Source organism: Geomicrobium sp. JCM 19055, from assembly GCF_000698185.1.
Classification (GTDB): Bacteria; Bacillota; Bacilli; order Bacillales; family Marinococcaceae; genus Geomicrobium_A; species Geomicrobium_A sediminis.
Genome location: NZ_BAXL01000012.1, coordinates 57,585 through 79,699 on the forward strand (window position 1 = coordinate 57,585; position 22,115 = coordinate 79,699).

Genomic DNA, 22,115 nt, shown 5'->3' on the forward strand with positions numbered 1-22,115 from the left:
TTTTAGGTAAATGCACGTACACGAATTGTGACTCATTGTATGACAAGACATCCTCAACTTAGTACAATATAAATAGAAAGGGGATCATTATGGAGAAAACAGGATTTACACCTTCCGACTTTGACGTATTTACAATTGAAGGCCTTGAAAATCGTATGGAAGCATTGCGCGAGCAAATTCAGCCTAAGTTTAAAGAAATTGGAGACGAGCTCACTGCTGAATTAAATCGTCTTACCGGTGAAGACATGCATCTACACATTGCTAAGCATTTAAGAAGAACAACCAACCCACCAAACGACTCGTGGCTCGCTGTTGCCCCAAACAAGCGAGGCTATAAAAAGCTCCCACATTTCCAACTCGGGCTTTTTGATGATCATTTATTTATCTGGCTAGCGTACATTTATGAACTACCGAATAAATCGGAAATTGGCCAAGCGTTTTTAGATGAGATTGATGAACTTAAATCGTTACCTGGAGAGTTTGCAATTTCTACAGATCACACAAAAAAAAGTGCTGAGAAAATTCAAGACTTGGATGAAGGAGCACTACGTACAAAAGTAGAACGGTTTAGAGACGTAAAAAAAAGGTGAGTTCTTAATTGGCTTACAACTTAATCGCGGTGATGCACGCGTTGAAAACTATGAACGTCTAAAAGAAACAGCGATTACCACGTACGAAACATTATTACCTTTGTACCGCCATAGCTTAAACATCTAAAAAGGACAAAGAGACATTCTCTTTGTCCTTTTTTATTACAATTTTACTTTCTCATCAGGCCCTACTGCTTTTGCTTTTTGAATGACCGCATAAGTCGACGTATCAGCTTGTTCATCATACTCTTGAAACGTCTTCTTTTCTTCACTTTTAGATGGAACGACCGCTTTAAATTGTTTATAAGCTGCTAAAACTTCACTCGCTTGTTTCCCTTGGTCATACACTTGCTCAATGACCGAGAAGAAATTTGCGACCGCAACAATTTCTTCTTGGGACCAATCTGGAGATAACGGAATTGAAACTTCATCTTTTGCCATACTCATTTCCTCCTTTAAACCACACTACAATATGTGCACGTTCATCGCGCACATATTGTACCAAATCGTAGACGTGTAAGACAAAGGTAAGTGAACGAACTTACCCGAGAAGTCATAAAGACACGCTTAGCTTTTCCTCGAGCTAATTGTATAGCACAATACAAACAAAACTCCCTTCAAAGGATCAGCTTTGAAGGGAGCGTATGATCTTACTTCTTTTTCTTTTTGCTTTTGCACTCATTACAACTACTATATAGTGTGCTTATCTTCTCACTTTGGTAATGTTCGATTGTACAATCACACGTTCCACAAATAATTATTGACATCTTCAACACTCCTTGTAAGCGTTTTATTACTGTTAATACTATAATATGATGTCACATTTATCTTGTCAACGATTATTTGTATAACACATTTATTTTTTTTCTCACAAAAAAGCACACTAGATTAACATCTACGTGTGCTTTTCTTTATAATTGTATAACTTATTCATCTTCAAGAGCGATCTCATCAGGATGAATAAAGCGATAGCCTTTCTCTTCTATACCTTGAACAATATCTTCAAGAGCATCTTTCGTCCATTCGCGGTCGTGCATGAGTAGGTTTGCACCGTTACGTAATAGTTCAGTGTTTACCATTACGTCAGCGAGCGGCTCTGCCTCTAAATAATCACTTTCCCAATCATATCCATATGTCCAGTTCATTAACAACATCTCTTCGTCTTTTGCAAGTTCTCTCGTATAGTCTGTATTCAAACCAAATGGAGCTCTAAAGAAGTCTGGACGCTCACCGCTAATGTCTTCAATGACATCATTCAGTCCAACTATTTCTTCATATTGCTCTTCTTCAGAGAGCGTTTGTAAGTCTGGGTGGCCCATCGTATGATTCCCGATTGCATGGCCATAATCGATAATTTGCAATAGCTCTTCTTCTTGCTCTTCTGTAGTTAGAAAGTGTCCATTCACAAAGAAAATTGCACTTACATCAAGATTATGTAAAATCTCAGCCATTTCAACTGCATGATTGTCAGGAGCATCATCGATCGTTAACAAGACCGCTTCACTCTGTGCATCTCCTATGCTTTCAAAGATACCCGCCTCTTGGTTCCACGTATATTGTGGTTCAAGATCTTCTGGTTCTTCTTCAACTTCTTCGTCAGCATTATCATTTTCATCATCAGATTCTAGCTCATCGTCTACATCATCTTCATCTTCAATATCTGTTTCCACTTCTTCTACTGGCTCATCCGTTCCATCGACTTCTGCTGCTGTTTCTTCCGAATCGTTGTCACCACAGGCGCTTAATACGAGCAACGGCAAGGCTCCTAAGGCAATTAGCATTTTAGGCTTATTCATACGTCCACCTCCATTTAATTCCATTCATTTTCCATAGTACAGGAATCGACACAAAATGAGAAATATTTTCCTACCAAAAAGGACAACTTATTTGTTAAGATAAATACTTATGAGAAATCTGGAAGGTAATTATTGGCTTTCATTTACTCATAGCAAATTTATTAGGAAGTTGGTAGCTAGTATGAAACGACTTACACCTGTGTTTTACATCTCCGTGGTCGTTGCCGCCCTATTTATTCTATGGGGCTCAATAGGAACTGAGCATATGATGGACACGCTGTCATCATTACAAGCGGCAATTTCCACACAGCTTGGCTGGTATTATATGTTAACCGCATCAGCCTTCGTACTCCTTTCCATTTTTCTTGTCGTCAGTCCTTTCGGGCGGATTCGACTAGGAAAACCAGACGAACGACCTGAATACAACTATTTCACTTGGTTCGCATTTTTATTTACAGCTGGTATGGGCATTGGGCTCGTCTTTTGGGGAGCAGCAGAGCCACTTAACCATTACTACAATCCAGCAACTGTTGAAGGTGAAACGAGCCGCGCGGCCGCCGAGGCTCTTCAATATTCTTTCTTCCACTGGGGCTTTCACCCTTGGGCAATTTATTCAGTCGTCGCACTTGCGCTTGCGTACTTTGGGTTCAGACATAATGCCCCAGGCGTCGTTAGTGCAGCATTCCGCCCACTGATTGGCGATAAAGCAGATGGCTGGATTGGAACTCTCATTAACTTCATCGTTGTATTTGCTACTATTTTTGGAGTCGCAACCTCTCTAGGTCTTGGAACCGCACAAGTTGGCGCCGGACTATCACAACTCTTCCCTGTGCAAAACAGCACGACATTACAACTTTGGATTATCGCCGTTGTCACGGTTATTTATATCGCATCAGCTGCAACCGGTATTAATAAAGGGATTAAAATACTTAGTATGGCGAATATCGTCTTAGCTTTTGCGCTTTTACTTTTCGTCTTAGTTGTAGGTCCTACCGTTATGTCCCTAAGTGCATTCACGCAAACTGTAGGTAGTTACTTACAGAACCTCCCTTACATGAGTTTTAGGCTCGCGGCATTTGACGATGAAACGGCAACGAGTTGGTCAATGACTGGACCTTATTCTATTGGGCTTGGTGGATTTCTTGGGCACCATTCGTCGGAACATTTATTGCTCGCGTCTCAAGAGGACGTACGATTCGTGAATTTGTGTTAGGCGTGATTTTAGCTCCAACTGCCGTTAGTGCATTGTGGTTTGCAACATTTGGTACAGCAGCAATGGAACTTGATAATCAAACAGGCGGAGCGATATTCTCAATGATCTCAGACCCTGCTAATGGTGAAGAAATGGCACTGTTTGCGCTCCTTGAGCAATATCCATTAGCGACGATTATGACAGGTCTCTCTGTTCTTCTCATTGCTTCGTTCTTCGTTACATCTGCAGACTCAGCCACATTCGTTCTAGGTATGCAAACAACGGGCGGTAGAATGAATCCACCAATTTCCGTTAAAGCCGTTTGGGGAATTATTCAATCAGCTGCAGCTGCGATCTTACTCTTAGCCGGAGGACTAGATGCCTTACAGACAGCTGCGATCATTGCAGCATTACCGTTCTCAGTAATTATGATTCTCATGACAGTCTCACTTATTAAATCGTTAATTCAAGAGCGTAAAGCAATTGATCAAAAAGAAGCTCGAAATCGCAAAGAAATGAATGAGGAATTAAAACTTATAAAAGAAGAACGAGAACAGTTACGAAAAGAACGCAAACGATCTCGCGAACAAGAAAAAGCAAGGAAAAAAGAAGAACAACAACAAAAACGGAAACAAACAACAGATTCAAAAACAACAAATCCACAAAACAAGGATGACAATCAAAACAACTAGTTGTTGGTATGTTTTTCCTGCTTTGTAACAAACGCATCACAGAACTTTCGTTACGTTTACAAATATGGGAAATATAGTCTTTTCATCTACCTTTAATGATATGATCGCACTAAGGCTGATGAAAGGATGCGTGAAATGTTAACGAAATTGAAATTAACTTCACTTGTTCTATGTAGTTTTCTTTTGATTGCATGTTCTATAGACCATCATCCATCTAGCCATGCTAACAACCCGGAAAACCTTGAACGACCAACTGTATTTTTCATTTACGATGATGATAACCACGAAAGTGAACGAAAATACCTCGAAGCTATTAGTACGTTCCATGCAGAACATCCAGATACAGAAGTACTCTTAGTTGATAAACATGAAGAACAAGCGCTTGTTGATGAATTAAATTTATCGGAGTTCCCAGCTTTAGTATTTCAAGAAACCGGAAGCTACTACGTGCGAGCTTCTGGTCCAACATCAAAAGAGATCATCTTACATCATTTACGTAGTGATTATGATCGCTATAGCTTTTATTAACCAAACAGACCGTAATCCCCTTTTGGGAATTACGGTCTGTTTTTATTCCTTTAAATATGACGTTGTTTTAATCCTGTCATATAATCTAGCATCACGTGAACTGCAGCTTTTAACGTCTGTTTCTCCACATCTTTACTATAATCGATGCAGACAATATCCATAGCATTTGCCTTCTGATGACGTCCTGCCTCCATAACTGCTTCAAAAAGTTCATCCGTTCTCATACCACCTGGTGTAGACGCAGGTGCCCTGGACCGAAGGCTGAATCAAGCACATCCATATCAATCGTTACGTATATCATATCTACAGTTTGATCTAGCATCTCTAAAGCATTAATGACGGTTTGCCTTACTCCAATTTTTCGAGCTTGTTTTAGGGTTATATAATTCACTCCATGAGTATCTGCGTAATGCTTTAATGATTTTGCATTAAAGTAACCGTGCAATCCAATAGTATGAACGTCAGTTCCTCTTACAATTCCACCTTCGATAAGTTGTCGAATTGGCGTACCATTCGCTGGACCGATTTCACTCGGATCTCTTAAGTCGAAATGAGTATCTAACTGTAAAATCCCTATTGTTTCTGTATTATGAACTTGTTTGTAACCTTTGATTAATTGTGCAGTAATGCTATGGTCACCACCCATGATGATAGGTACTGAACGAGGGTGAAACGTTTGCATTGATATCATCATCTGTTTTATTTGTTCGTGACTATAGTCGATATTGGTAATCGCTTGTTTAGAATCTCCTATATCAAAGACATTTAATGATGTTAAATCTACATTCTCATCTAAATTATATGGATTGAATGATTTCCAAAGCTTTCGTAATTCATTTGGAGTTTCACTAGCAAACGATGCACTAATACTCGATTTAGATAATGGAACACCCGCCAGTACTACATCAGCTTTTTTTCAAAGATTTTAAATGATTTTCATTATTAGAATCCCCAAGAGTTTGTATCCATTCATGTACTTTTGGATCATCACTTACTGGCTTTTGAGTATAGACCCATTCTGGTCGATTTAACTGTGGATAAGGATACACGATTACATTCTCCTTTAGCTAAAATAATTTATACAAAAAAATAATTATCGGTAATGAGATAAAATCTACAAGAAAAGCTCCTACAATTGGTACGATTAGAAACGCTTGTTTAGAATGTCCATACTTTTGTGTAATCGCATCCATATTTGCCATAGCAGTCGGTACAGCACCTACCCCATGACCTGCAAATCCACCTATCATTACGGCTGCATCATAATTTCTACCCAAAATTGGGAATAACAGAAAAATCCCAATAACAATGACGAGAATTACTTGAAGAAGAGCGATTGTTAACAAAGGCAATGCTAGGTCTACAATCTCCCAAAGTTTAATGCTCATTAATGCCATTGCTAGAAAGACCCCTAAAGCAACTGCACCAATTAGCGCAACTAGCTCGTTTGAGAATTGTAACGTTTTATTCGTTTGATAACGATCAAATAAGTTTCTTACGATAACAGCAATTACCATTGCTCCAACATAATTCGGTAGTACAAATCCTGTCCATTCGGTAAATGCATCTCCTAAATAACCCCCTACACTCATACAAAACGTAATGAGACCAAGATGTAAGAAGATACGATTTGCTGTTAAGGTAGCTTCATGAACTTCTCTCTCTTTCTTTTGATCAGGATGTAACTTTTTTAATGTTACATCCCCATGTGAGAGTTTATATTTCTTAATTAAGTATCGAACCATCGGACCACCAATAATCCCCCCAATGACTAAACCGAATGTTGCAGTCGCTATCCCAGCTGTAACAGCTCCTTCAACTCCTAGAGATTCAATTGTCCCTCCAAAAGCCGCTGCTGCGCCATGTCCACCTAACATAGATACAGATCCAGTCATCACACCAATTAAAGGATCTAATCCAAAAATTCTAGCCATTGAAATTCCGATTAAATTTTGCAACAAAGCGAGCACACCAACAATCGCCCAATATACGAGCAATAGCTTTCCACCCTTTTTAATAAGTGCAAAACTAGCACTTAAACCTACCGTTGTATAGAATACGAGCATAAAAATTTCCTGAAGTGTTGTATCAAAAACAATTTGTATCACTTCAAATTGATGAAGCATAAAAACTAGGGTAGCAACTAGTAAACCTCCGACAACCGGAGCGGGTATTGAGTAGCGATCTAAAACTTTAACATTAGAAACAATACCATTTCCGACAATTAATAATAAAATCGCTATAAAGAATGTCGTAATATAATGAATTTCCAAATCACTTAACCTCCTTATACATGATTTCTTTGTCTAGTATGATTATATACATGTGTAATAATAGTTTATAATACTAATATTCAATCACTTAATAGGTTTTACCTATTATAAAAAGGAGTGGCTATCATCGATTTCAGAAAACTATCGTACTTCCAAGAACTATGCGATTCGAAGAATTTCACAAAAGCTGCAAATAAACTAAAAATATCTCAACCTTCACTAACACAGGCAATTAAAAAAAATTAGAAGACGAAATTGGTTTTTTTACTTTTTGAGCGTTCTAAAAGGAAAGTTACGCTTACGGAGTCAGGAGAGCGATTTTACGAAGCAAATCAAGAATTAATGAATCGGCACAAAGCATTAACAATTGAAGTGAATGCCATTCGAGAAGGTGGTTCCGGTAAAGTAATCATAGGCATGATTGAATCAACGAAAAACTGGATGGCCTCAGTTGTCATGGAGCACAATGCACTTTTCCCTTCACTAATGTATCAATTTCAAGAGATTTTACGCAAAGAGGATGTTATACAGTCTATACATCGTTACGATACCCATGTATCCATTACAAATTACTTCATCAATACAGAAGGTATTGCGAGCCTACCATTATATAAGGAAGACATTGTTGCAATTTCAAAGAACCCCATATCAACTACAGGAACGATCTCTATGAGAACATTAGGAAGCGCGCCCCTCATATTGCCTCCAAAAGAATACCAAACACATAAAGACATCTTAGATGCATTTAGAATTGCTGAAACCGAGCCAATTATTAAATTTGAAGTGGAGAGATTTGAGACAGCATTAGCTTTTGTAAATCGCGGTTTAGGCGTGGCAATGATTCCTAAAAGTTATGTATCCTATTCCGAACAATTCACTGATCTCTACGTTTATACGATGATTGACCCAACACCTACAAGAATGGTCTATGTAAATTATCATTTGCACCGATATTTACCTGAGGCAATAACTAAACTTATTTCATTGACTTTAGAATTCAATCACAATCTGTTAGATGACGCAACATAAAAAACCCTCTGTGTTATAGATCACAGAGGGTTTTAAAACTTTTTAATTACTTAATATGAATTGGTGTACCGATTGCAACTTCTGCTGCTTCCATCGTAATCTCACCAAGTGTTGGGTGAGCGTGAATTGTCATTGCAACATCTTCAGCTGTCATACCCGCTTCAATTGCAAGACCGATCTCAGCAATCATATCAGATGCGCTTGGTCCAGCTACTTGTGCACCGATAATTAGTCCGTCATCTTTACGAGTAATGAGCTTCATAAAGCCATCAGAGTCGTTAAGTGATAATGCACGGCCGTTTGCTTGGAATGGGAATTTAGAAGCTTTCGCTTCAAATCCTGCTTCTTTCGCGCTTTCCTCAGTGTGTCCAACAGATGCAAGCTCAGGCTCTGTAAAGGCAACGAGTGGAATACCGAGGTAATCGATTTCGCTTGCTTCTCCAGAGATAACCTCTGCTGCAATTTTACCTTCATAAGACGCTTTGTGTGCAAGTTGTGGGCCATCAACGATGTCACCAATTGCAAAAATGTTGTCAACGCTCGTACGAAGTTTCTTGTCTGTCTTAATAAGACCGCGATCTGTTACGTCTACACCGATTTGCTCAAGACCGAGCTCATCTGTGTTTGGACGACGTCCAACAGATACGAGCAAGTAATCCGCTTCGATTTTTTGCTCTTCGCCTTTAACATCTACAGATACTGTAATGCCCTCATCTGTCTCTTCAACGCCTGAAGCTTTGGCTTGAGTAATAAACTCAACACCTTTGTTCTTTAAGCGACGTTGTACGAGCTGAGCCATTTGCTTTTCAAATCCAGTAAGAATACGCTTCTCACCTTCAAGTACAGTCACTTGGCTACCGAGGTTTGCATACGCACCTGCAAGCTCAACACCGATGTAACCTCCACCAATAACGACAAGACGCTTTGGTACTTCTTCAAGTGCTAGAGCACCTGTTGACGTTCCTACACGGTCGCTTAGTGGGAACGGAGGAAGTTCAATTGGACGAGATCCTGTTGCAATGATACAGTTTTTGAATTTGTACGATTGAGAGTTGTAGTTCTCACCAGAAACTCTTACTGTATCTTTGGCAGAAAAGTAAGCTTCACCTTTCACGATGTTTACTTTGTTGCCCTTAAGAAGTCCTTCGACTCCTCCGGTTAACTTTTTAACAACGCCTGATTTCCATTCTTGAACTTTAGAGAAATCAAGTGTTGCGTTTTCTGTCGTAATTCCCATTTCGTCAGTACCTTGAGCTTTCTCAAAACGGTGACCCGCTTCAATTAAAGCTTTAGAAGGAATACAACCAACGTTTAGACAAACGCCACCCACGTTCTCGCGTTCTACGATCGTTACTTTTTGTCCGAGTTGTGCGGCACGGATTGCTGCAACGTATCCCCCTGGGCCAGACCCAATAATCAGCGTGTCTACTTCTTCTGCTAAATCTCCTACTACCATGAATTACCCCTCCATTATTATGCGCTCTGGATCGTTAAGCAAACGCTTCACGTGATTCAGTGCATTTTGTGCAGTAACACCATCAATAAGACGATGATCATAACTTAATGATAATGCAAGCATCGGTCTTACGACAACTTCTCCGTTTTCGACAACGGCTTTTTCTTCAATTCGACCGATACCGAGAATAGCAACTTCTGGATGATTAATAACTGGTGTAAACCAAGCTCCACTTGCAGAGCCGACGTTTGAAATCGTGCTCGTACCACCTTGCATCTCACCACTCGTTAATTTTCCATCGCGAGCTTTAATTGCAAGTTCAGTAATCTCTGATGCAAGCATAAATACTGATTTACGATCTGTATCACGAACAACAGGAACAACTAGACCACGATCTGTATCCGCTGCGATTCCAACGTTGAATTGTTTCTTGTAAACAATCTCTTCATTTTCATCGTCAATTGAAGCATTCAATGCAGGGTAAGCGCGAAGTGCAGACGTGTAGGCTTTGACAACGTACGGCAAGTACGTAAGCTTAATGTCTTGTTCAGCTGCAACCGGCTTGAACTTCTTACGGTTTTCAACGAGTGCACTCACTTCAACTTCATCCATGTGTGTTACGTGAGGAGCTGTGTGCTTACTATTTACCATTGCTTTAGCAATCGCTTTACGCACACCTTTAAGTGGTACACGCTCTTCAGTGACGGTAGACTCTGTTGATGTCGTTTGCTTCGTTTCAGTCGTACTGCTTTCATCTGATTGCTCATCGCTAGAAGCGTCAGCAGATGGCTGGTCGCCACTTACGAATGAATCGATGTCTTCTTTTAGAACGCGACCATTCTTGCCACTACCTGTGACTTGTTGAATGTTTACATCGTTCTCACGCGCATATTTGCGGACTGTCGGCATCGCAATCACACGCTTATCGTCAGCTGAATCAGCTTGATCTTCTTTAGATGAAGAGCTTGTCGTTTCTTTTTCACTCTTCTCTTCGCTTGCTTTTGTTTCTTCTTTAGATGATGATTCTTCTTCTTTTACTTCTTCTTCCTCATCATCTTCACTACCGTCATCGATTGTTAGAATGACTTCACCGACCGTAGTCGTTGTGTTTTCGTCAACTTTAATCTCTAATACTGTACCCTCAACTGGAGATGGGATCTCAACAACGGCCTTGTCGTTTTGCACCTCGCAAAGAACATCGTCCTCTTCGACTTTGTCTCCCTCTTTAACGAACCACTTAACAATTTCACCTTCATGGATGCCTTCTCCAATATCAGGAAGCTTAAATTTGTAAGCCATAAGTTGCTACCTCCTTTTCGTGAACGCTCGTTTAAAATTCAATCGTTTCTTTCGCTTTTTCATAGATGTCTTCAGCATTTGGAAGCCAAGCATCTTCATCAGAAGCAAAAGCGTATACCGTATCTGGTGCTGCAATACGAGCAATTGGTGCTTCTAAGTGTAAGATTGCACGCTCGCTAATTTCAGCGACAATTGTTGCACCGACGCCTGCTTGACGCTGTGCTTCTTGAATAACAACTACGCGGTTTGTTTTCTTAACAGATTCTAAAATCGCATCAAGATCTAATGGACTTACAGTACGAAGGTCAATGACTTCAGCACTGATGTCTTCTTTCTCTAAACGGTCTGCAGCTTTAAGCGCTTCATGCACCATAGCGCCATAGGCAATGAGTGTAACGTCTTTACCTTCACGTTTAATGTCTGCTTTGCCGAGTGGGATTGTATATTCTTCGTCCGGAACTTCACCTTTAAAAGAACGGTAAAGCTTCATGTGTTCGAGGAATACGACAGGGTCATTGCTTCTAATTGCTGAAATTAGAAGTCCTTTAGCATCATAAGGAGTTGAAGGAATTACAACGCTAATCCCTGGCGTTTGTGCAATAAGGCCTTCTAAGCTATCAGAGTGAAGCTCTGGCGTTTTTACACCGCCACCAAAAGGCGCGCGAATTGTAATCGGGCTACTATAGTGTCCACCAGAACGATAGTGAGTACGAGACATCTGTCCTGCGACTCCGTCCATTACTTCAAAAAGGAAACCGAAGAACTGAATTTCCATAATTGGTCTAAATCCAGTTAACCCGAGTCCGATTGCAAGACCACCAATTCCTGATTCAGCAAGCGGCGTATCAAAGACACGCTCTTCACCGAATTCTGCTTGAAGACCTTGTGTGGCACGGAATACACCACCGTAATGACCGACGTCTTCACCGAATAACAAGACGTTTTCATCATTTTTTTTAGTTCCGTGCGCATGGCTTCAGTAATTGCTTGAATCATTGTCATTTCTGCCATTATTCATTCGACTCCTTCGCACGATAGTATTCGAGTTGCTCTTCAAGGTTAGAACTGAGGTCATTACCCATGATCTCAATGAGTTCACTTACCTTTTGACGAGGCGTCTCGTCTGCTTCTTTAATTGCAGCTTTAACGTCCGCTTTCGCTTGCTCAACAACTTCGTTCTCTTGTTCTTCTGACCAAAGTCCTTTTTCCTCAAGGAACTTGCGGAAACGAACGAGTGGATCTTTCTTCTCCCAAGGATCGTCTTGATCTTCAGTACGATATCTTGTTGGATCATCACCAGAAAGGGAGTGTGGCCCGTAGCGGTAACAAAGCGTTTCAATTAGTGTAGGACCGTTTCCTGAAATCGCGTTGTCACGAGCTTTCTTTGTTGCAGCATAAACTGCCAAAACGTCCATTCCGTCTACTTGTACGCCTTCGATTCCGGCAGCAACTGCTTTTTGAGCAATCGTACCTGCTGCTGTTTGCTTTTCAGCTGGAACAGAAATCGCAAATTGGTTGTTTTGAACGATAAAGATCGCTGGTGCATTAAATGCGCCTGCAAAGTTCATTCCTTCATAGAAGTCACCTTGAGATGAACCACCATCACCTGTATACGTAATGACGACGTTTTCTTTTTGTTTTTTCTTAAGTCCAAGTGCAATTCCTGCAGCTTGTACGATTTGCGCACCGATGATGATTTGTGGCATCAACACATTAATGCCTTCCATCTGTCCGCCTTTATAGTGGCCTCTTGAGAATAAGTACGCCTTTGATAATGGGTACCCGTGCCAAATCAATTGTGGAATGTCACGATAACCTGGTGCAATCCAATCTTCTTTATCTAGAGCAAAATGAGAACCGAGCATTGACGCTTCTTGTCCTGCAACTGGCGCATAAAAACCTAAACGACCTTGACGTCCTAAAGAAACGGCACGTTGGTCAGCAACACGTGTGTAGACCATTCGTTTCATAAGTTCCTTAAGTTGATCATCACTTAAGTCTGGTAGTGCATCTTCGTTTACGACTTTACCGTCTTCGTTTAGTACCTGAAAAGTTTCAAACTTGTCTTCTACTGCTTCAATCGTCTTTTCAGCCAAAGCGGCTCACCTCTTTCATTTATTATCAGGCATTGTGTAGCATGCCTTGTTGAGCGAACAAACTTGAGCGATTCCCTAATGATTAACGTACCCTGAATCACTACTTTTCAATCTCAAATAAGAGTTGAATCTGTTTCACGGACACTCATCTAAAAACTAATACACAACATTTCAATAACAGCATACATGAATAATAAATCATTCGTCAATCCTTACGGCTATATATTCATTTTCTAATCGATACATTGTTAAAATTGACGAACAACTCCAATCTGTTATATATCATCTTGTGATTTTCGCGTTTATATATTGATACAGATTAATTTCTTACGCGCATCACAAACGAGTTTCCCCTAAACAACATCGTTCATTCAGACATAAAAAAACGGACTACACTAAGTCCGTTTTCTAATGTGTCGTACGCTTTGCTTATTAAGTTTATTTATAATGATGAGTACATCTTCCGTTCTCCATTACGCTTCTAGCAGTTCGGCAGACTCGTAAAATTGTTCTTTTGCTTCATTAAAACGTTCTGTCTGATCATTAAATGCTTCTTTGTTGTCATTAATCGTACGATACAATTCATTTACGTCATTGATCTGTTCTTCAAGTTCTTCAAATGATAAATCTTCATTCAAGAACATCGTATACAGCTCTTCGTCTAAAGCAATTGCTTGTAAGTAATTGTCATACAATTCCTTATGAACCTCATAACGACCTTGCATTGCTTCAAAGACAGCCTTTACCTCATCTTGACGTGCCGACTCAACTTCTTCAACCATCTCTTCGCCTTCCATCAACTGGGCATACGCTGACTCTATGCTCTCACGTTCAGTTTCCATTCGTTCTTTACGCTCTGAGGCAAGCTCAAGTGCTTCATTAACTTTCTCTTCAATCTCATCCATTTCACCTAAACCTAATTGCACCATCTCTTCAAACAATTCATATTCTCGTTCTTCAGCCTCAACTAACGGTTCTTGTTGTTGTTCGAATTCAAGCTCTAATGCGATCGCCTCTTCAATATGTTCGAACAGTTCTTCTTCAGCGGAGTTCCCGCAAGCGGATACGATGAGCAATAGTCCGAGCATCGTTGCCCATATCGTCATGCGTTTTGTCATCAAGTGCCCTCCCTGACTTTCGTCTTCATTCATCATATAAGAACAAAGTAGCATTTGCAAAGTATATTTGGTAATTGTTAACAAGGCACCTTAGCTTTTTTTTAGGCGAAAATCCAAACCATTTCTACACGCTTTGCATACTCTGTAAAGGTAACGCGTAAAGCGAATACAAAAGGAGGTATTCTCCATGTCATATGGTTATGGCGGTTATAGCGGCTACGGTGGTTATGGTTACGGCAACTACGGTGGTGGCGGTGGATTCGGAGCAGGGAAAGGCTTCGCACTCATCGTTGTACTTTTCATTCTTTTAGTCATCGTTGGTGCTTGTTACGGAGATAAAAAATAACAGCTTTTCCCTTTTATAGCGGTCACACAATGTGACTGCTATTTTTCTTGATTGCTTTGTCTAAATCCACATACATCTGCTATACTTTACGAAGTATCTTATTCCCGTAAACAACGATTTATGTACTCATACATCAAGGTTTTACACATAAGGAGGAACAATGGATGATTACGATGGACAGAATTGTCCGTGAAGGACACCCTGTTTTAAGAGAAGTCGCGAAGGAAGTCGCACTTCCTCCAAGTACCGAAGACCTCGCGGTCCTTAAAGAAATGCACGAGTATTTAACGAACAGTCAAGACCAAGCAATTGCAGAAGAATACGATTTACGACCTGGTAGTGGCCTTGCAGCCCCTCAAATCGGTGTAGCAAAACGAATGTTTGCCATTCATACGACAGATGAGAAAGATCAATTACACAGTTACGGGTTTATTAACCCTAAAATTGTCAGTCATTCTGTGGAAGAAACGAGTCTTGAGAACGGTGAAGGTTGCTTGTCTGTTGATCGACCAGTTGAGGGTCTCGTACCGCGTCATGCACGTATTACCCTTGACGCACACACGTTGGACGGAGAGCACATTCGGATGCGTTTTCGTGGTTATATTGCAATCGTAATTCAGCATGAAATGGACCACTTAAACGGCATTATGTTTTATGACCGTATTGAAGAATACGATGGACCACACAAACGACCACTACCTGTTTAATGCATGAGAAAGCGCGACGAGGAAAATTCCTCGTCGCGCTTTTAGTGTTCTATGAAAGCAGTGCCAGCTTTTTGAGACCTTCGTAAATTCCTTCGTTGTCAACGTGCGTTGTCGTAAAATCAGCTACACTTTTAACGATGTCTTTTCCATTTCCCATTGCTACTCCAGTTCCAGCTGCTTGGAGCATTTCAATATCATTAAGACCGTCACCAAACGCAATCGTATCTTTCATATCGATGTGTAAGAGGTCGGCAACTTTTTTTAATGCCAACAGCTTTTGAACCACCGTTCGGAATAAGATCAAGCGATAATTCATGCCAGCGTACGAAATCGAACTGTGGGTAATTATCTTCGTAGCCGTGTGCTTCTTCAATTTTAGAAAAAAAGCAATCCTTGATAAATCTCACCTTCAAATGGATCGTTGACAACATTCGGATAAGGAAGATGCAAGCTATCCATACATTCTCGAATTCGATCACTTGCGGCGATGTTTGTTCTTGCTCCTAAATGGTCCATAACAACCATTGGATGACCCTTTTCATGAGCGTCTGAGCGAATCGCTTTTAACGCATCTTTATCGAGTGATTTCGCTAGTACAACTTGATCATCAAGTACGACATAAGAGCCGTTAAAGCCGATATGTGTTGTAATGTTTAGCTCTTTTTTGAGCTCATTGTACATAAAAGGAGCGCGCCCAGTTGCAATAACGACGTGATGCCCTTGTTCTTGAAGCTGTTTTACTGCATGCTTTGTAGCTTTTGACATTTGCTTCTCTTCATTGTAAATCGTTCCGTCTATGTCTAAAAAAACGATCTTTTGGTTCATACTCTCACTCCTCATTGCCCTATTCTCCTATTATTATGTCGGATAAATTTATGACTGAAAACCCTCTAGAATGTTTTAACTGCTTTTTTTCTGTCTAAACTATTGGGTACACTACAAGATGGACGGCTTAAGACGAGGAATTATATGGTAGGTTTATTTGCGAACAAGCAGGAAATACGCTAAAATAAAGAGACTGTCTGCTGGGTTTATGTTTTCGTGGCAGTGCCCTCCCCTTTTGGAATCTCATCGGCCGAGCATTGGATATTCTTTAAGGGACCACTTCTACTAGATAAACCCCAATCATGAACGGAATGTCTGTAAAGTTCAGAGATAACAGTACAGATAACAACGATTAAGTAGAATACACGATGCTACTTCATAATAAACGTTGTACTTTTGTGAGAATAAGGAGAGATAGAAATGATTTATAAAGTAATGTATCAAACGAAAGCAACTGAAGTACCTGTACGCGAAAAAACAGAAGCGTTATACATCGAAGCAAAAGATGAGCGCGACGTACGTCGTAAACTTGCTGCGGACAACTATAACATTGAGTTTATCCAACCGTTAACAGGTGCACATTTAGAATATGAGCAAAGTCGTCCTGACTTTAAATTGGAGAATAAGTAATGAAGCAATTGCAAGAAGATCAAGTAGCAGTTTTCGCCTTAGGAGGGCTTGGCGAAATCGGTAAAAACACGTATGCCATTGAATACAAAGACGAAATTGTCATTATAGATGCAGGGATTATGTTCCCTGAAGATGAATTGCTCGGCATTGATTATGTTATTCCTGATTATACGTATTTAGCTCGTAATGAAGACAAGATTGTCGGACTATTTATTACTCACGGTCACGAAGATCACATTGGTGGCATTCCTTATTTGTTACGTGAGATTAATGTACCAGTGTATGGTGGAAAGCTTGCTAACGGATTACTTCGTGGCAAACTTGAAGAACACGGGTTATTACGTAGAACGAAGATGATTGAACTAAATGAAGACGATGTGATTTCATTTAAACATCTTTCACTTTCTTTCTTCCGTACGACACATAGCATCCCTGATGCACTCGGGATTGTCGTTAATACGCCTGAAGGCAACATCGTTCATACTGGTGACTTTAAATTTGACTTCACCCCAGTTGGTGAACCAGCCAACTTAACGCGAATGGCTCGACTTGGTGATGAAGGCGTACTTTGTTTACTATCTGATAGTACAAACAGTGAAGTACCTGGATTTACGATGTCTGAGCGTAAAGTTGGCGATAGCATCGAGAATATCTTCCAACAAGTTGATGGAAGAATTATTTTCGCGACATTCGCTTCAAACATTTATCGTTTACAACAAGTCGTCACTTCCGCCGTTAAACACGGCCGAAAAATCGCCGTATTTGGACGTAGCATGGAGTCTGCACTTACAATCGGACAAGAACTTGGCTACATTCAAGCACCGAAAGATACGTTCGTTGACACGAACCAACTAAGTCGTATTCCGGATAATGAAGTGACTATTCTTTGTACTGGCTCACAAGGTGAACCAATGGCAGCTCTTTCTCGAATTGCTCATGGAACTCACCGTCAAATTCAAATTATTCCTGGAGACACGGTCGTTTTCTCAAGTTCACCAATTCCAGGTAACACACTTAGCGTTAACAAGATTATTAACCAACTATTCCGTGCAGGAGCAAACGTTATTCACGGCCCACTAAATGACATCCACACGTCTGGACACGGTGGCCAAGAAGAACAAAAGCTCATGCTTCGTCTCATGAAACCAAAGTACTTCTTCCCTATTCATGGGGAGTACCGCATGCTCGTAAGCCATAAGAAATTGGCGATGGATTGTGGAATTCCAGAAGAGAACGTCTTCATTATGGATACAGGTGAAGTACTTGGACTAAAGCGCGACGAAGCGAAGAAAATCGGCAAAGTTCCTTCTGGAGCAGTCTATGTGGATGGAAATGGAATCGGCGACATCGGTAACATCGTGTTAAGAGACCGTCGCATTCTATCTGAAGAAGGTCTCGTTGTTGTGGTCGTCTCACTTGATATGAAGAACTTCAAAGTATCAGCTGGACCTGACATCATCTCAAGAGGATTCGTCTATATGCGTGAGTCTTCCCATCTCATTCACGACGCTCAGAAAATGCTCGACAAACACTTAAGAGACTTAATGGGTCAAAAAAACAACCCAATGGTCCGAAATTAAAAACGAGATCATTGAATTGTTAGCACCGTTCCTGTACGAAAAGACAAAGCGTAAACCAATGATTTTGCCAATCATTATGGAAGTTTAAGTGAAAATCTCTTTAGTAAAAAAAAGCGTAAAGATCAATGTGATCTTTACGCTTTTTTATGCCCACCTAACTTACACCCGGGTCTCTGCTCATTCATTACTAATCCAAGTCACGAACACTTTTATATTTAGTTTTTAACTAGGCGCGTGGTTTAAACAATAATTAAAAATAATAAATTATTAGAAAAAGTGATCCGGATTGACAAGCCAATCGTTAGCTTTATTAAGAGATTACACATTAGCTTACACATAGCTAGTTGTGATTTCATTAATTTCAAAAGGAGCGATTTCTTATGAAAAAAAGCAATGGTGTTTCCGTTAGCTGGAGTATTAGCTGTCACGACATTCGCGAGCACGGCTTCCGCTGATCACGAAGGACGGGAATTTTTAGTTGAGCTGAGCCCAGAAAATGAAGTAATGAATGTTGAAAGTGATGCAATGGGAACAGCACATTTTGAAGTTAGTGACGATGGCGATACCCTTGACTATTGGATTCATGCTGAATATTTAGAAGGTGCTACTGCTGGACATTTGCATAGCGGCTCCGCTGACGAAGACGGACCAGTAGAATTATTCTTGTTCCACAATGATGAGCCGATGGATTATAATGGCGATATCGCTTCAGGCACTTTACATGCGGATGATCTTGTTGGTGATTTAAGTTGGGAAGAATTTTCAATGGCCCTTGTAGCAGGTGACGTGTATGCAAACATTCACACAGAAGATTATCCTGACGGAGAACTACGTGGACAGCTAGATGAATATGCTCAAAACGCTGCAATGGAAAAAGCCACGATGCCAACAGAAATGCCTCAAACAGGCATGGGTGGTTCAAGTTCAGGGAACTGGTTTACCTCTCTATGGAAAAACATAACAGGCTTTCTTTTTAGCTAAAATTTATAATTCCCGCAACATTTGTAAGGAAATGATAGATTGCGCGCTGGAATGACGTCTGATCTGTGATCTTTCCAGCTCAGCCCACCATCTAGCGCGCTTATTTAGACATACACAATTTGATCCTTCAAGATTAATTTGCAATTACAGAATAGACAAGAGCGCCACCTTGACAGGGTGGAGGTCACTGAATTGAATCCATACATACTTCTATTCGCTTTGACTTACCGCAACAATCGTTTAATTCTTTGTTCTAATGTAGCAACGTGATCTTGACCTTGCTGGAAGTACCTCATGCTGCCATTTGCATCGAATAAATAGAACGCAGGGATAAAATTATAACCGAATGCATCCGACAACAGCGTCTCCTCATCGATTCCAACTGGCGCTTCTATTCCTGCTTTCTTCGCCTTTGCAATCACTTCTTCCTCATCTTCACCTTCCAAATTAATGGAAACGGTATGAATGAGTCCGTCATAACGCTTTAAAAGCGCTGCAACATCTGGCATTAACTCAATACAAGAGCTGCAATCTAACGTCCAAAAATGTACGAGATACGGTTTACTAGCTTGCTGTTCTGGATAGCCACTTACCCAGTTAATCTTATCTAACTTAGGCATCTCTGAACCAATTCGAAGTCCCATTTTCATGTCCCCTTTCATAAGTACCGATGTGGTTTATCGTACTCATTAAGGCGAACATTGGTTACGGGCACATTGAAGTTTAGACACGATCTAATAACGTTTGCGAAAGATTGACGTTATGCTGGTGAATACGCAACATCCCATTCATTACATCAGCATAAATCATACTCACCGTACTGCTAGAACCCGAACCGTGATAAAAGTGTCCATAACGCATTTCTCGTTCCATCCGTTGGACTTTTGGGTTGTTGTAAATGACACGAATAGCTAGTTCTTTGTCATGTTCTACAAAGGCTCGGGACGTATGAACAAAGCTTTCACTCACTTCTTTATAAAGCGCTTCAATATTCGCACGCTCCCAATGATTGAGCACTTTTTGTCTCGCTTCTAATTTACTTAACGCACGAGCCATCTCTTTCATCACGTTCGTTTGTCGTTCTACATCGTTATTAATTGATAACAGTTTAATGGCCTCATTCGTTTCTGAATCCTTTAAATGTTGTTCTGTAATCCTTCTTAAATGATGGAACGTTGTTTTGTAGAGTGAGTCAATCACCTGCTCTTCCTCCATAATCGCTTTTCGAGCTTTATCGCTTTCCAACATTCGCATAAGTTCAGGAAACATCCTAGACTCTACACGCTCCAACATATGTTCAATCTCTTTTCGCGCTTGCAAAAGCCCAACTGCTGGAAACTTCGCTGTCGTTTGATCAATGTATTTATGATGGCTAGTTTTATTGCGTTCGGACTTTGGCATAAGTCTTTCCATCCATATGGCAAACCGATTGCAAAACGGCAATAAAACAATGACATTCACAACATTAAACAACGTATGTGCATTTGCTAATTGCCGCTCAATATCACCACCAATAAGCGTAAGCAATTGGATAAAAAGCGTCGTAAATGGAAGGAAAATTAATACACCGATAAACTTAAAAATTGCATGGGCAACCGCTGCTCTTTTCGCATCAATTGTTGCTGTAAGACTAGAGATCATTGCCGTAAATACAGTACCAAAATTAGCTCCATACACAATTCCTACTCCTGCTTCTAAGGAAATTGCACCAGTTGAAGCAAGCGTCATCGCGATTGCAATGGTTGCAGCACTATTTTGGATCACAGCTGTAAAAGCAATACCAGCGAATACTGCGAGCCATAAATTACCTGAAAGAAGTGTCATTAACTGCGTAAACTGTTCGTCACACTGGAGCGGCTCCATCGCTCCAGTCATTAGGCCCATCCCAAAAACACAAAACCAAAACCTAGAATAATTGAACCGTAAGAACGAATGCGAATGTTAATAAGAAACAACAAAACGCCTAGCGTTACAAACGCAAGGGCGTAATCTGTAATAGAAAAAGCAATTAATTGAACGGTCAACGTCGTACCGACCGCAGAGCCAAGCATCACCCCAAGTGCTCTCCTTAAGCTAATTAAACCTGCATTTACAAAACCAACTGTCATCACAGTAGCAGCTGTTGAAGATTGCATGGCAGCCGCTAATACAATCCCTGCTAGCGCTCCGTACAGTTGGTTTTTGTCACCCGTTGCAAAAATGTTCGGAGGCGACTAGACGCCGCTCGCTTCAAACCGTCACTTGCGATATACATTCCATACAAAAAAATGGCTAAGCCGCCAGCCATTTGTAAACTAATCGTCAACCAGTCCATAGCCGGCACCTTCTTCTTGGCTCTCCTTCATTTTCGTAACGATGTTAACGACATGGTCCGCTAGCCGCTCATAATAACGAATCACAAAAAACAACGGTGAAAGCTGAGGAATGCGTTGAACATTTAATTTCATCTCTTCTTGAATTAATGCTTGAATGTTCTGGAATAAATGATCAACAACTTCGTCTTGCTCTTCAATCGTTTCTCCTTGTCGGTAATCTCGTTCCTTGAGCATAATTAACGCTTCGTTAAACATCGTTTCACTTTTTGAATTCATTTCTTTAATTTTTTTCTTCAATCTTTCCTCCAATTTCAAGGACTCCATTTTTGCGAAATGTTTCACCAACTTCAGCGATGTTTACAATTTGATCCCCAATTCGTTCAATCTCTCTTGCAACACGCATGATCGCTGATAATTGTTGCAATTCACTTGGCATAGGAGGTTGAAATACAATAAGCTCCAACACTCGTTGATGAATATCTTGATCCAAATGATCAACCGCTAGATCTCCTTTGATTAGTGAATGAATCGTGTTCTGATCTTGCTTAAACAGCGCATCAGGAAGATCTGTCATTTGTTCTTTCGCTAGATTTCCCATTTTAAGCAATTGTCGATAAATGTCATTGAATTCTTCATTAAAAAGTTTCACTTGATTGTATCCC

29 protein-coding genes and 2 pseudogenes are annotated in these 22,115 nt (G+C 40.4%); 11 read left to right on the forward strand and 20 right to left on the reverse strand.

Translation table 11 applies throughout. The features are described from left to right. The first annotated feature begins 89 nt into the window (after positions 1-89). Entirely contained in the window at positions 90-590 is a 501-nt protein-coding gene (locus tag JCM19055_RS11725) for a YktB family protein (protein ID WP_370543096.1), read from the forward strand. Between the two features lie 162 nt (positions 591-752). Here the strand turns inward: JCM19055_RS11725 and JCM19055_RS11730 are convergent, their stop codons facing one another. The 3 genes from JCM19055_RS11730 to JCM19055_RS11735 all read right to left on the reverse strand — a co-directional run bounded on the left by JCM19055_RS11730 (position 753) and on the right by JCM19055_RS11735 (position 2,386). Further along, positions 753-1,031, reverse strand: a complete 279-nt coding sequence (locus JCM19055_RS11730) for a UPF0223 family protein (protein ID WP_042359848.1) — start codon at positions 1,029-1,031, stop codon at positions 753-755. A gap of 209 nt (positions 1,032-1,240) precedes the next feature. Further along, on the reverse strand, positions 1,241-1,357 hold the full coding sequence (locus tag JCM19055_RS25460) for a GapA-binding peptide SR1P (RefSeq protein ID WP_081833644.1): 117 nt from the start codon (positions 1,355-1,357) through the stop codon (positions 1,241-1,243). Between the two features lie 159 nt (positions 1,358-1,516). After that, entirely contained in the window at positions 1,517-2,386 is an 870-nt protein-coding gene (locus JCM19055_RS11735) for a polysaccharide deacetylase family protein (protein ID WP_042359849.1), read from the reverse strand. A gap of 181 nt (positions 2,387-2,567) precedes the next feature. Between JCM19055_RS11735 and JCM19055_RS31695 the strand changes: the two genes are divergently transcribed. The 3 genes from JCM19055_RS31695 to JCM19055_RS11745 all read left to right on the forward strand — a co-directional run bounded on the left by JCM19055_RS31695 (position 2,568) and on the right by JCM19055_RS11745 (position 4,798). Continuing rightward, the gene (locus JCM19055_RS31695; protein WP_370543097.1) at positions 2,568-3,599 is read left to right on the forward strand and encodes a BCCT family transporter; all 1,032 of its coding nucleotides are present in this window, start codon (positions 2,568-2,570) and stop codon (positions 3,597-3,599) included. Beyond that, positions 3,485-4,270, forward strand: a complete 786-nt coding sequence (locus JCM19055_RS31700; RefSeq protein ID WP_370543098.1) for a BCCT family transporter — start codon at positions 3,485-3,487, stop codon at positions 4,268-4,270. The genes JCM19055_RS31695 and JCM19055_RS31700 overlap by 115 nt, the downstream gene beginning before the upstream one ends. 126 nt (positions 4,271-4,396) lie before the next feature. Continuing rightward, positions 4,397-4,798 carry a hypothetical protein gene (locus JCM19055_RS11745; RefSeq protein WP_042359850.1) on the forward strand — a complete coding sequence of 134 codons (402 nt, stop codon included), beginning with the start codon at positions 4,397-4,399 and terminating at the stop codon, positions 4,796-4,798. A 50-nt stretch (positions 4,799-4,848) separates the two neighbouring features. On the opposite strand, the gene JCM19055_RS31705 is transcribed toward JCM19055_RS11745, so the two are convergent. Genes JCM19055_RS31705 through gltS form a run of 4 tightly spaced genes read right to left on the reverse strand, consistent with a single transcriptional unit; the run spans position 4,849 to position 7,071 of the window. Continuing rightward, positions 4,849-5,022: a hypothetical protein gene (locus tag JCM19055_RS31705; protein WP_370543099.1), complete on the reverse strand. Its 174-nt coding sequence runs from the start codon at positions 5,020-5,022 to the stop codon at positions 4,849-4,851. Then, positions 5,019-5,696 (reverse strand): arginase family protein, encoded by a 678-nt coding sequence (locus JCM19055_RS11750; protein WP_370543106.1) that lies wholly within the window; start codon positions 5,694-5,696, stop codon positions 5,019-5,021. Before JCM19055_RS11750 ends, JCM19055_RS31705 begins: the two co-directional genes overlap by 4 nt. A 7-nt stretch (positions 5,697-5,703) precedes the next feature. Next, positions 5,704-5,847, reverse strand: coding sequence for a hypothetical protein (locus JCM19055_RS31710; RefSeq protein ID WP_370543100.1), 144 nt, complete (start codon positions 5,845-5,847; stop codon positions 5,704-5,706). Positions 5,848-5,865: 18 nt separating this feature from the next. Continuing rightward, on the reverse strand, positions 5,866-7,071 hold the full coding sequence (gltS, locus tag JCM19055_RS11755; RefSeq protein WP_042359851.1) for a sodium/glutamate symporter: 1,206 nt from the start codon (positions 7,069-7,071) through the stop codon (positions 5,866-5,868). 117 nt (positions 7,072-7,188) lie between these two features. Between gltS and JCM19055_RS31715 the strand changes: the two genes are divergently transcribed. Continuing rightward, on the forward strand, positions 7,189-7,317 hold the full coding sequence (locus JCM19055_RS31715) for a LysR family transcriptional regulator (RefSeq protein ID WP_081833645.1): 129 nt from the start codon (positions 7,189-7,191) through the stop codon (positions 7,315-7,317). Positions 7,318-7,326: 9 nt separating this feature from the next. Then, positions 7,327-8,100, forward strand: a complete 774-nt coding sequence (locus tag JCM19055_RS11760; protein WP_042359852.1) for a LysR family transcriptional regulator substrate-binding protein — start codon at positions 7,327-7,329, stop codon at positions 8,098-8,100. Positions 8,101-8,146: 46 nt separating this feature from the next. Here the strand turns inward: JCM19055_RS11760 and lpdA are convergent, their stop codons facing one another. The 5 genes and pseudogenes from lpdA to JCM19055_RS11785 all read right to left on the reverse strand — a co-directional run bounded on the left by lpdA (position 8,147) and on the right by JCM19055_RS11785 (position 14,069). Next, positions 8,147-9,556, reverse strand: coding sequence for a dihydrolipoyl dehydrogenase (gene lpdA / locus JCM19055_RS11765; protein ID WP_042359853.1), 1,410 nt, complete (start codon positions 9,554-9,556; stop codon positions 8,147-8,149). Between the two features lie 3 nt (positions 9,557-9,559). Continuing rightward, positions 9,560-10,855: a dihydrolipoamide acetyltransferase family protein gene (locus tag JCM19055_RS11770; RefSeq protein WP_042359854.1), complete on the reverse strand. Its 1,296-nt coding sequence runs from the start codon at positions 10,853-10,855 to the stop codon at positions 9,560-9,562. A gap of 31 nt (positions 10,856-10,886) precedes the next feature. Further along, a pseudogene (locus JCM19055_RS11775) lies at positions 10,887-11,866 on the reverse strand (alpha-ketoacid dehydrogenase subunit beta). After that, entirely contained in the window at positions 11,866-12,951 is a 1,086-nt protein-coding gene (gene pdhA, locus JCM19055_RS11780) for a pyruvate dehydrogenase (acetyl-transferring) E1 component subunit alpha (protein ID WP_042359855.1), read from the reverse strand. The pseudogene JCM19055_RS11775 and the gene pdhA overlap by 1 nt, the downstream one beginning before the upstream one ends. Before the next feature lie 473 nt (positions 12,952-13,424). Next, entirely contained in the window at positions 13,425-14,069 is a 645-nt protein-coding gene (locus JCM19055_RS11785) for a YkyA family protein (RefSeq protein WP_193745400.1), read from the reverse strand. Between the two features lie 187 nt (positions 14,070-14,256). Between JCM19055_RS11785 and JCM19055_RS25470 the strand changes: the two genes are divergently transcribed. Both JCM19055_RS25470 and def read left to right on the forward strand, forming a co-directional pair. Further along, complete coding sequence (locus JCM19055_RS25470) at positions 14,257-14,415, forward strand: YjcZ family sporulation protein (protein WP_081833646.1); 159 nt, start codon at positions 14,257-14,259, stop codon at positions 14,413-14,415. Positions 14,416-14,579: 164 nt separating this feature from the next. After that, a complete protein-coding gene (gene def, locus JCM19055_RS11790; RefSeq protein ID WP_042359856.1) occupies positions 14,580-15,122 on the forward strand; it encodes a peptide deformylase in 543 nt (180 codons plus the stop codon). A gap of 49 nt (positions 15,123-15,171) precedes the next feature. On the opposite strand, the gene JCM19055_RS29450 is transcribed toward def, so the two are convergent. Next, a complete protein-coding gene (locus tag JCM19055_RS29450) occupies positions 15,172-15,495 on the reverse strand; it encodes an HAD hydrolase family protein (RefSeq protein WP_052366264.1) in 324 nt (107 codons plus the stop codon). 2 nt (positions 15,496-15,497) lie between these two features. Then, positions 15,498-15,947, reverse strand: a complete 450-nt coding sequence (locus JCM19055_RS29455; protein ID WP_052366265.1) for an HAD-IIB family hydrolase — start codon at positions 15,945-15,947, stop codon at positions 15,498-15,500. A 420-nt stretch (positions 15,948-16,367) separates the two neighbouring features. On the opposite strand from JCM19055_RS29455, the gene JCM19055_RS11805 reads away from it, so the two are divergent. From JCM19055_RS11805 to JCM19055_RS11815, 3 genes and pseudogenes are all read left to right on the forward strand, one after another. Then, the gene (locus JCM19055_RS11805; RefSeq protein WP_042359858.1) at positions 16,368-16,577 is read left to right on the forward strand and encodes a DNA-dependent RNA polymerase subunit epsilon; all 210 of its coding nucleotides are present in this window, start codon (positions 16,368-16,370) and stop codon (positions 16,575-16,577) included. Next, positions 16,577-18,245: pseudogene (rnjA, locus tag JCM19055_RS11810) on the forward strand (ribonuclease J1). Before JCM19055_RS11805 ends, rnjA begins: the two are co-directional and overlap by 1 nt. A gap of 305 nt (positions 18,246-18,550) precedes the next feature. Then, a complete protein-coding gene (locus JCM19055_RS11815) occupies positions 18,551-19,138 on the forward strand; it encodes a CHRD domain-containing protein (RefSeq protein ID WP_052366266.1) in 588 nt (195 codons plus the stop codon). Positions 19,139-19,362: 224 nt separating this feature from the next. Here the strand turns inward: JCM19055_RS11815 and JCM19055_RS11820 are convergent, their stop codons facing one another. The 6 genes from JCM19055_RS11820 to JCM19055_RS11840 form a co-directional block, all read right to left on the reverse strand. Next, positions 19,363-19,782, reverse strand: a complete 420-nt coding sequence (locus JCM19055_RS11820) for a TlpA disulfide reductase family protein (RefSeq protein WP_042359859.1) — start codon at positions 19,780-19,782, stop codon at positions 19,363-19,365. Positions 19,783-19,861: 79 nt separating this feature from the next. Next, positions 19,862-21,013: a Na/Pi cotransporter family protein gene (locus JCM19055_RS11825; protein ID WP_042359860.1), complete on the reverse strand. Its 1,152-nt coding sequence runs from the start codon at positions 21,011-21,013 to the stop codon at positions 19,862-19,864. Beyond that, positions 21,013-21,339 carry a Na/Pi symporter gene (locus JCM19055_RS11830; RefSeq protein ID WP_081833649.1) on the reverse strand — a complete coding sequence of 109 codons (327 nt, stop codon included), beginning with the start codon at positions 21,337-21,339 and terminating at the stop codon, positions 21,013-21,015. The genes JCM19055_RS11825 and JCM19055_RS11830 overlap by 1 nt, the downstream gene beginning before the upstream one ends. Next, the gene (locus JCM19055_RS27345; RefSeq protein WP_193745401.1) at positions 21,297-21,452 is read right to left on the reverse strand and encodes a hypothetical protein; all 156 of its coding nucleotides are present in this window, start codon (positions 21,450-21,452) and stop codon (positions 21,297-21,299) included. The genes JCM19055_RS11830 and JCM19055_RS27345 overlap by 43 nt, the downstream gene beginning before the upstream one ends. Continuing rightward, a complete protein-coding gene (locus tag JCM19055_RS11835; protein WP_042359862.1) occupies positions 21,433-21,750 on the reverse strand; it encodes a PhoU domain-containing protein in 318 nt (105 codons plus the stop codon). Before JCM19055_RS11835 ends, JCM19055_RS27345 begins: the two co-directional genes overlap by 20 nt. Continuing rightward, on the reverse strand, positions 21,734-22,102 hold the full coding sequence (locus JCM19055_RS11840) for a PhoU domain-containing protein (protein WP_042359863.1): 369 nt from the start codon (positions 22,100-22,102) through the stop codon (positions 21,734-21,736). The genes JCM19055_RS11835 and JCM19055_RS11840 overlap by 17 nt, the downstream gene beginning before the upstream one ends. Positions 22,103-22,115 lie beyond the last annotated feature (13 nt).

Excerpts from the sequence above, each read along its gene's own strand:
- JCM19055_RS11725 (WP_370543096.1), top strand. The coding sequence starts at position 90 with ATGGAGAAAACAGGATTTACACCTTCCGACTTTGACGTATTTACAATT.
- JCM19055_RS11730 (WP_042359848.1), bottom strand. The coding sequence starts at position 1,031 with ATGGCAAAAGATGAAGTTTCAATTCCGTTATCTCCAGATTGGTCCCAA.
- JCM19055_RS25460 (WP_081833644.1), bottom strand. The coding sequence starts at position 1,357 with ATGTCAATAATTATTTGTGGAACGTGTGATTGTACAATCGAACATTAC.
- JCM19055_RS11735 (WP_042359849.1), bottom strand. The coding sequence starts at position 2,386 with ATGAATAAGCCTAAAATGCTAATTGCCTTAGGAGCCTTGCCGTTGCTC.
- JCM19055_RS31695 (WP_370543097.1), top strand. The coding sequence starts at position 2,568 with ATGAAACGACTTACACCTGTGTTTTACATCTCCGTGGTCGTTGCCGCC.
- JCM19055_RS11745 (WP_042359850.1), top strand. The coding sequence starts at position 4,397 with ATGCGTGAAATGTTAACGAAATTGAAATTAACTTCACTTGTTCTATGT.
- JCM19055_RS31705 (WP_370543099.1), bottom strand. The coding sequence starts at position 5,022 with ATGAGAACGGATGAACTTTTTGAAGCAGTTATGGAGGCAGGACGTCAT.
- lpdA (WP_042359853.1), bottom strand. The coding sequence starts at position 9,556 with ATGGTAGTAGGAGATTTAGCAGAAGAAGTAGACACGCTGATTATTGGG.
- JCM19055_RS11770 (WP_042359854.1), bottom strand. The coding sequence starts at position 10,855 with ATGGCTTACAAATTTAAGCTTCCTGATATTGGAGAAGGCATCCATGAA.
- JCM19055_RS11785 (WP_193745400.1), bottom strand. The coding sequence starts at position 14,069 with ATGACAAAACGCATGACGATATGGGCAACGATGCTCGGACTATTGCTC.
- JCM19055_RS25470 (WP_081833646.1), top strand. The coding sequence starts at position 14,257 with ATGTCATATGGTTATGGCGGTTATAGCGGCTACGGTGGTTATGGTTAC.
- def (WP_042359856.1), top strand. The coding sequence starts at position 14,580 with ATGATTACGATGGACAGAATTGTCCGTGAAGGACACCCTGTTTTAAGA.
- JCM19055_RS29455 (WP_052366265.1), bottom strand. The coding sequence starts at position 15,947 with ATGAACCAAAAGATCGTTTTTTTAGACATAGACGGAACGATTTACAAT.
- JCM19055_RS11805 (WP_042359858.1), top strand. The coding sequence starts at position 16,368 with ATGATTTATAAAGTAATGTATCAAACGAAAGCAACTGAAGTACCTGTA.
- JCM19055_RS11815 (WP_052366266.1), top strand. The coding sequence starts at position 18,551 with ATGGTGTTTCCGTTAGCTGGAGTATTAGCTGTCACGACATTCGCGAGC.
- JCM19055_RS11820 (WP_042359859.1), bottom strand. The coding sequence starts at position 19,782 with ATGGGACTTCGAATTGGTTCAGAGATGCCTAAGTTAGATAAGATTAAC.
- JCM19055_RS11825 (WP_042359860.1), bottom strand. The coding sequence starts at position 21,013 with ATGACTGGAGCGATGGAGCCGCTCCAGTGTGACGAACAGTTTACGCAG.
- JCM19055_RS27345 (WP_193745401.1), bottom strand. The coding sequence starts at position 21,452 with ATGGACTGGTTGACGATTAGTTTACAAATGGCTGGCGGCTTAGCCATT.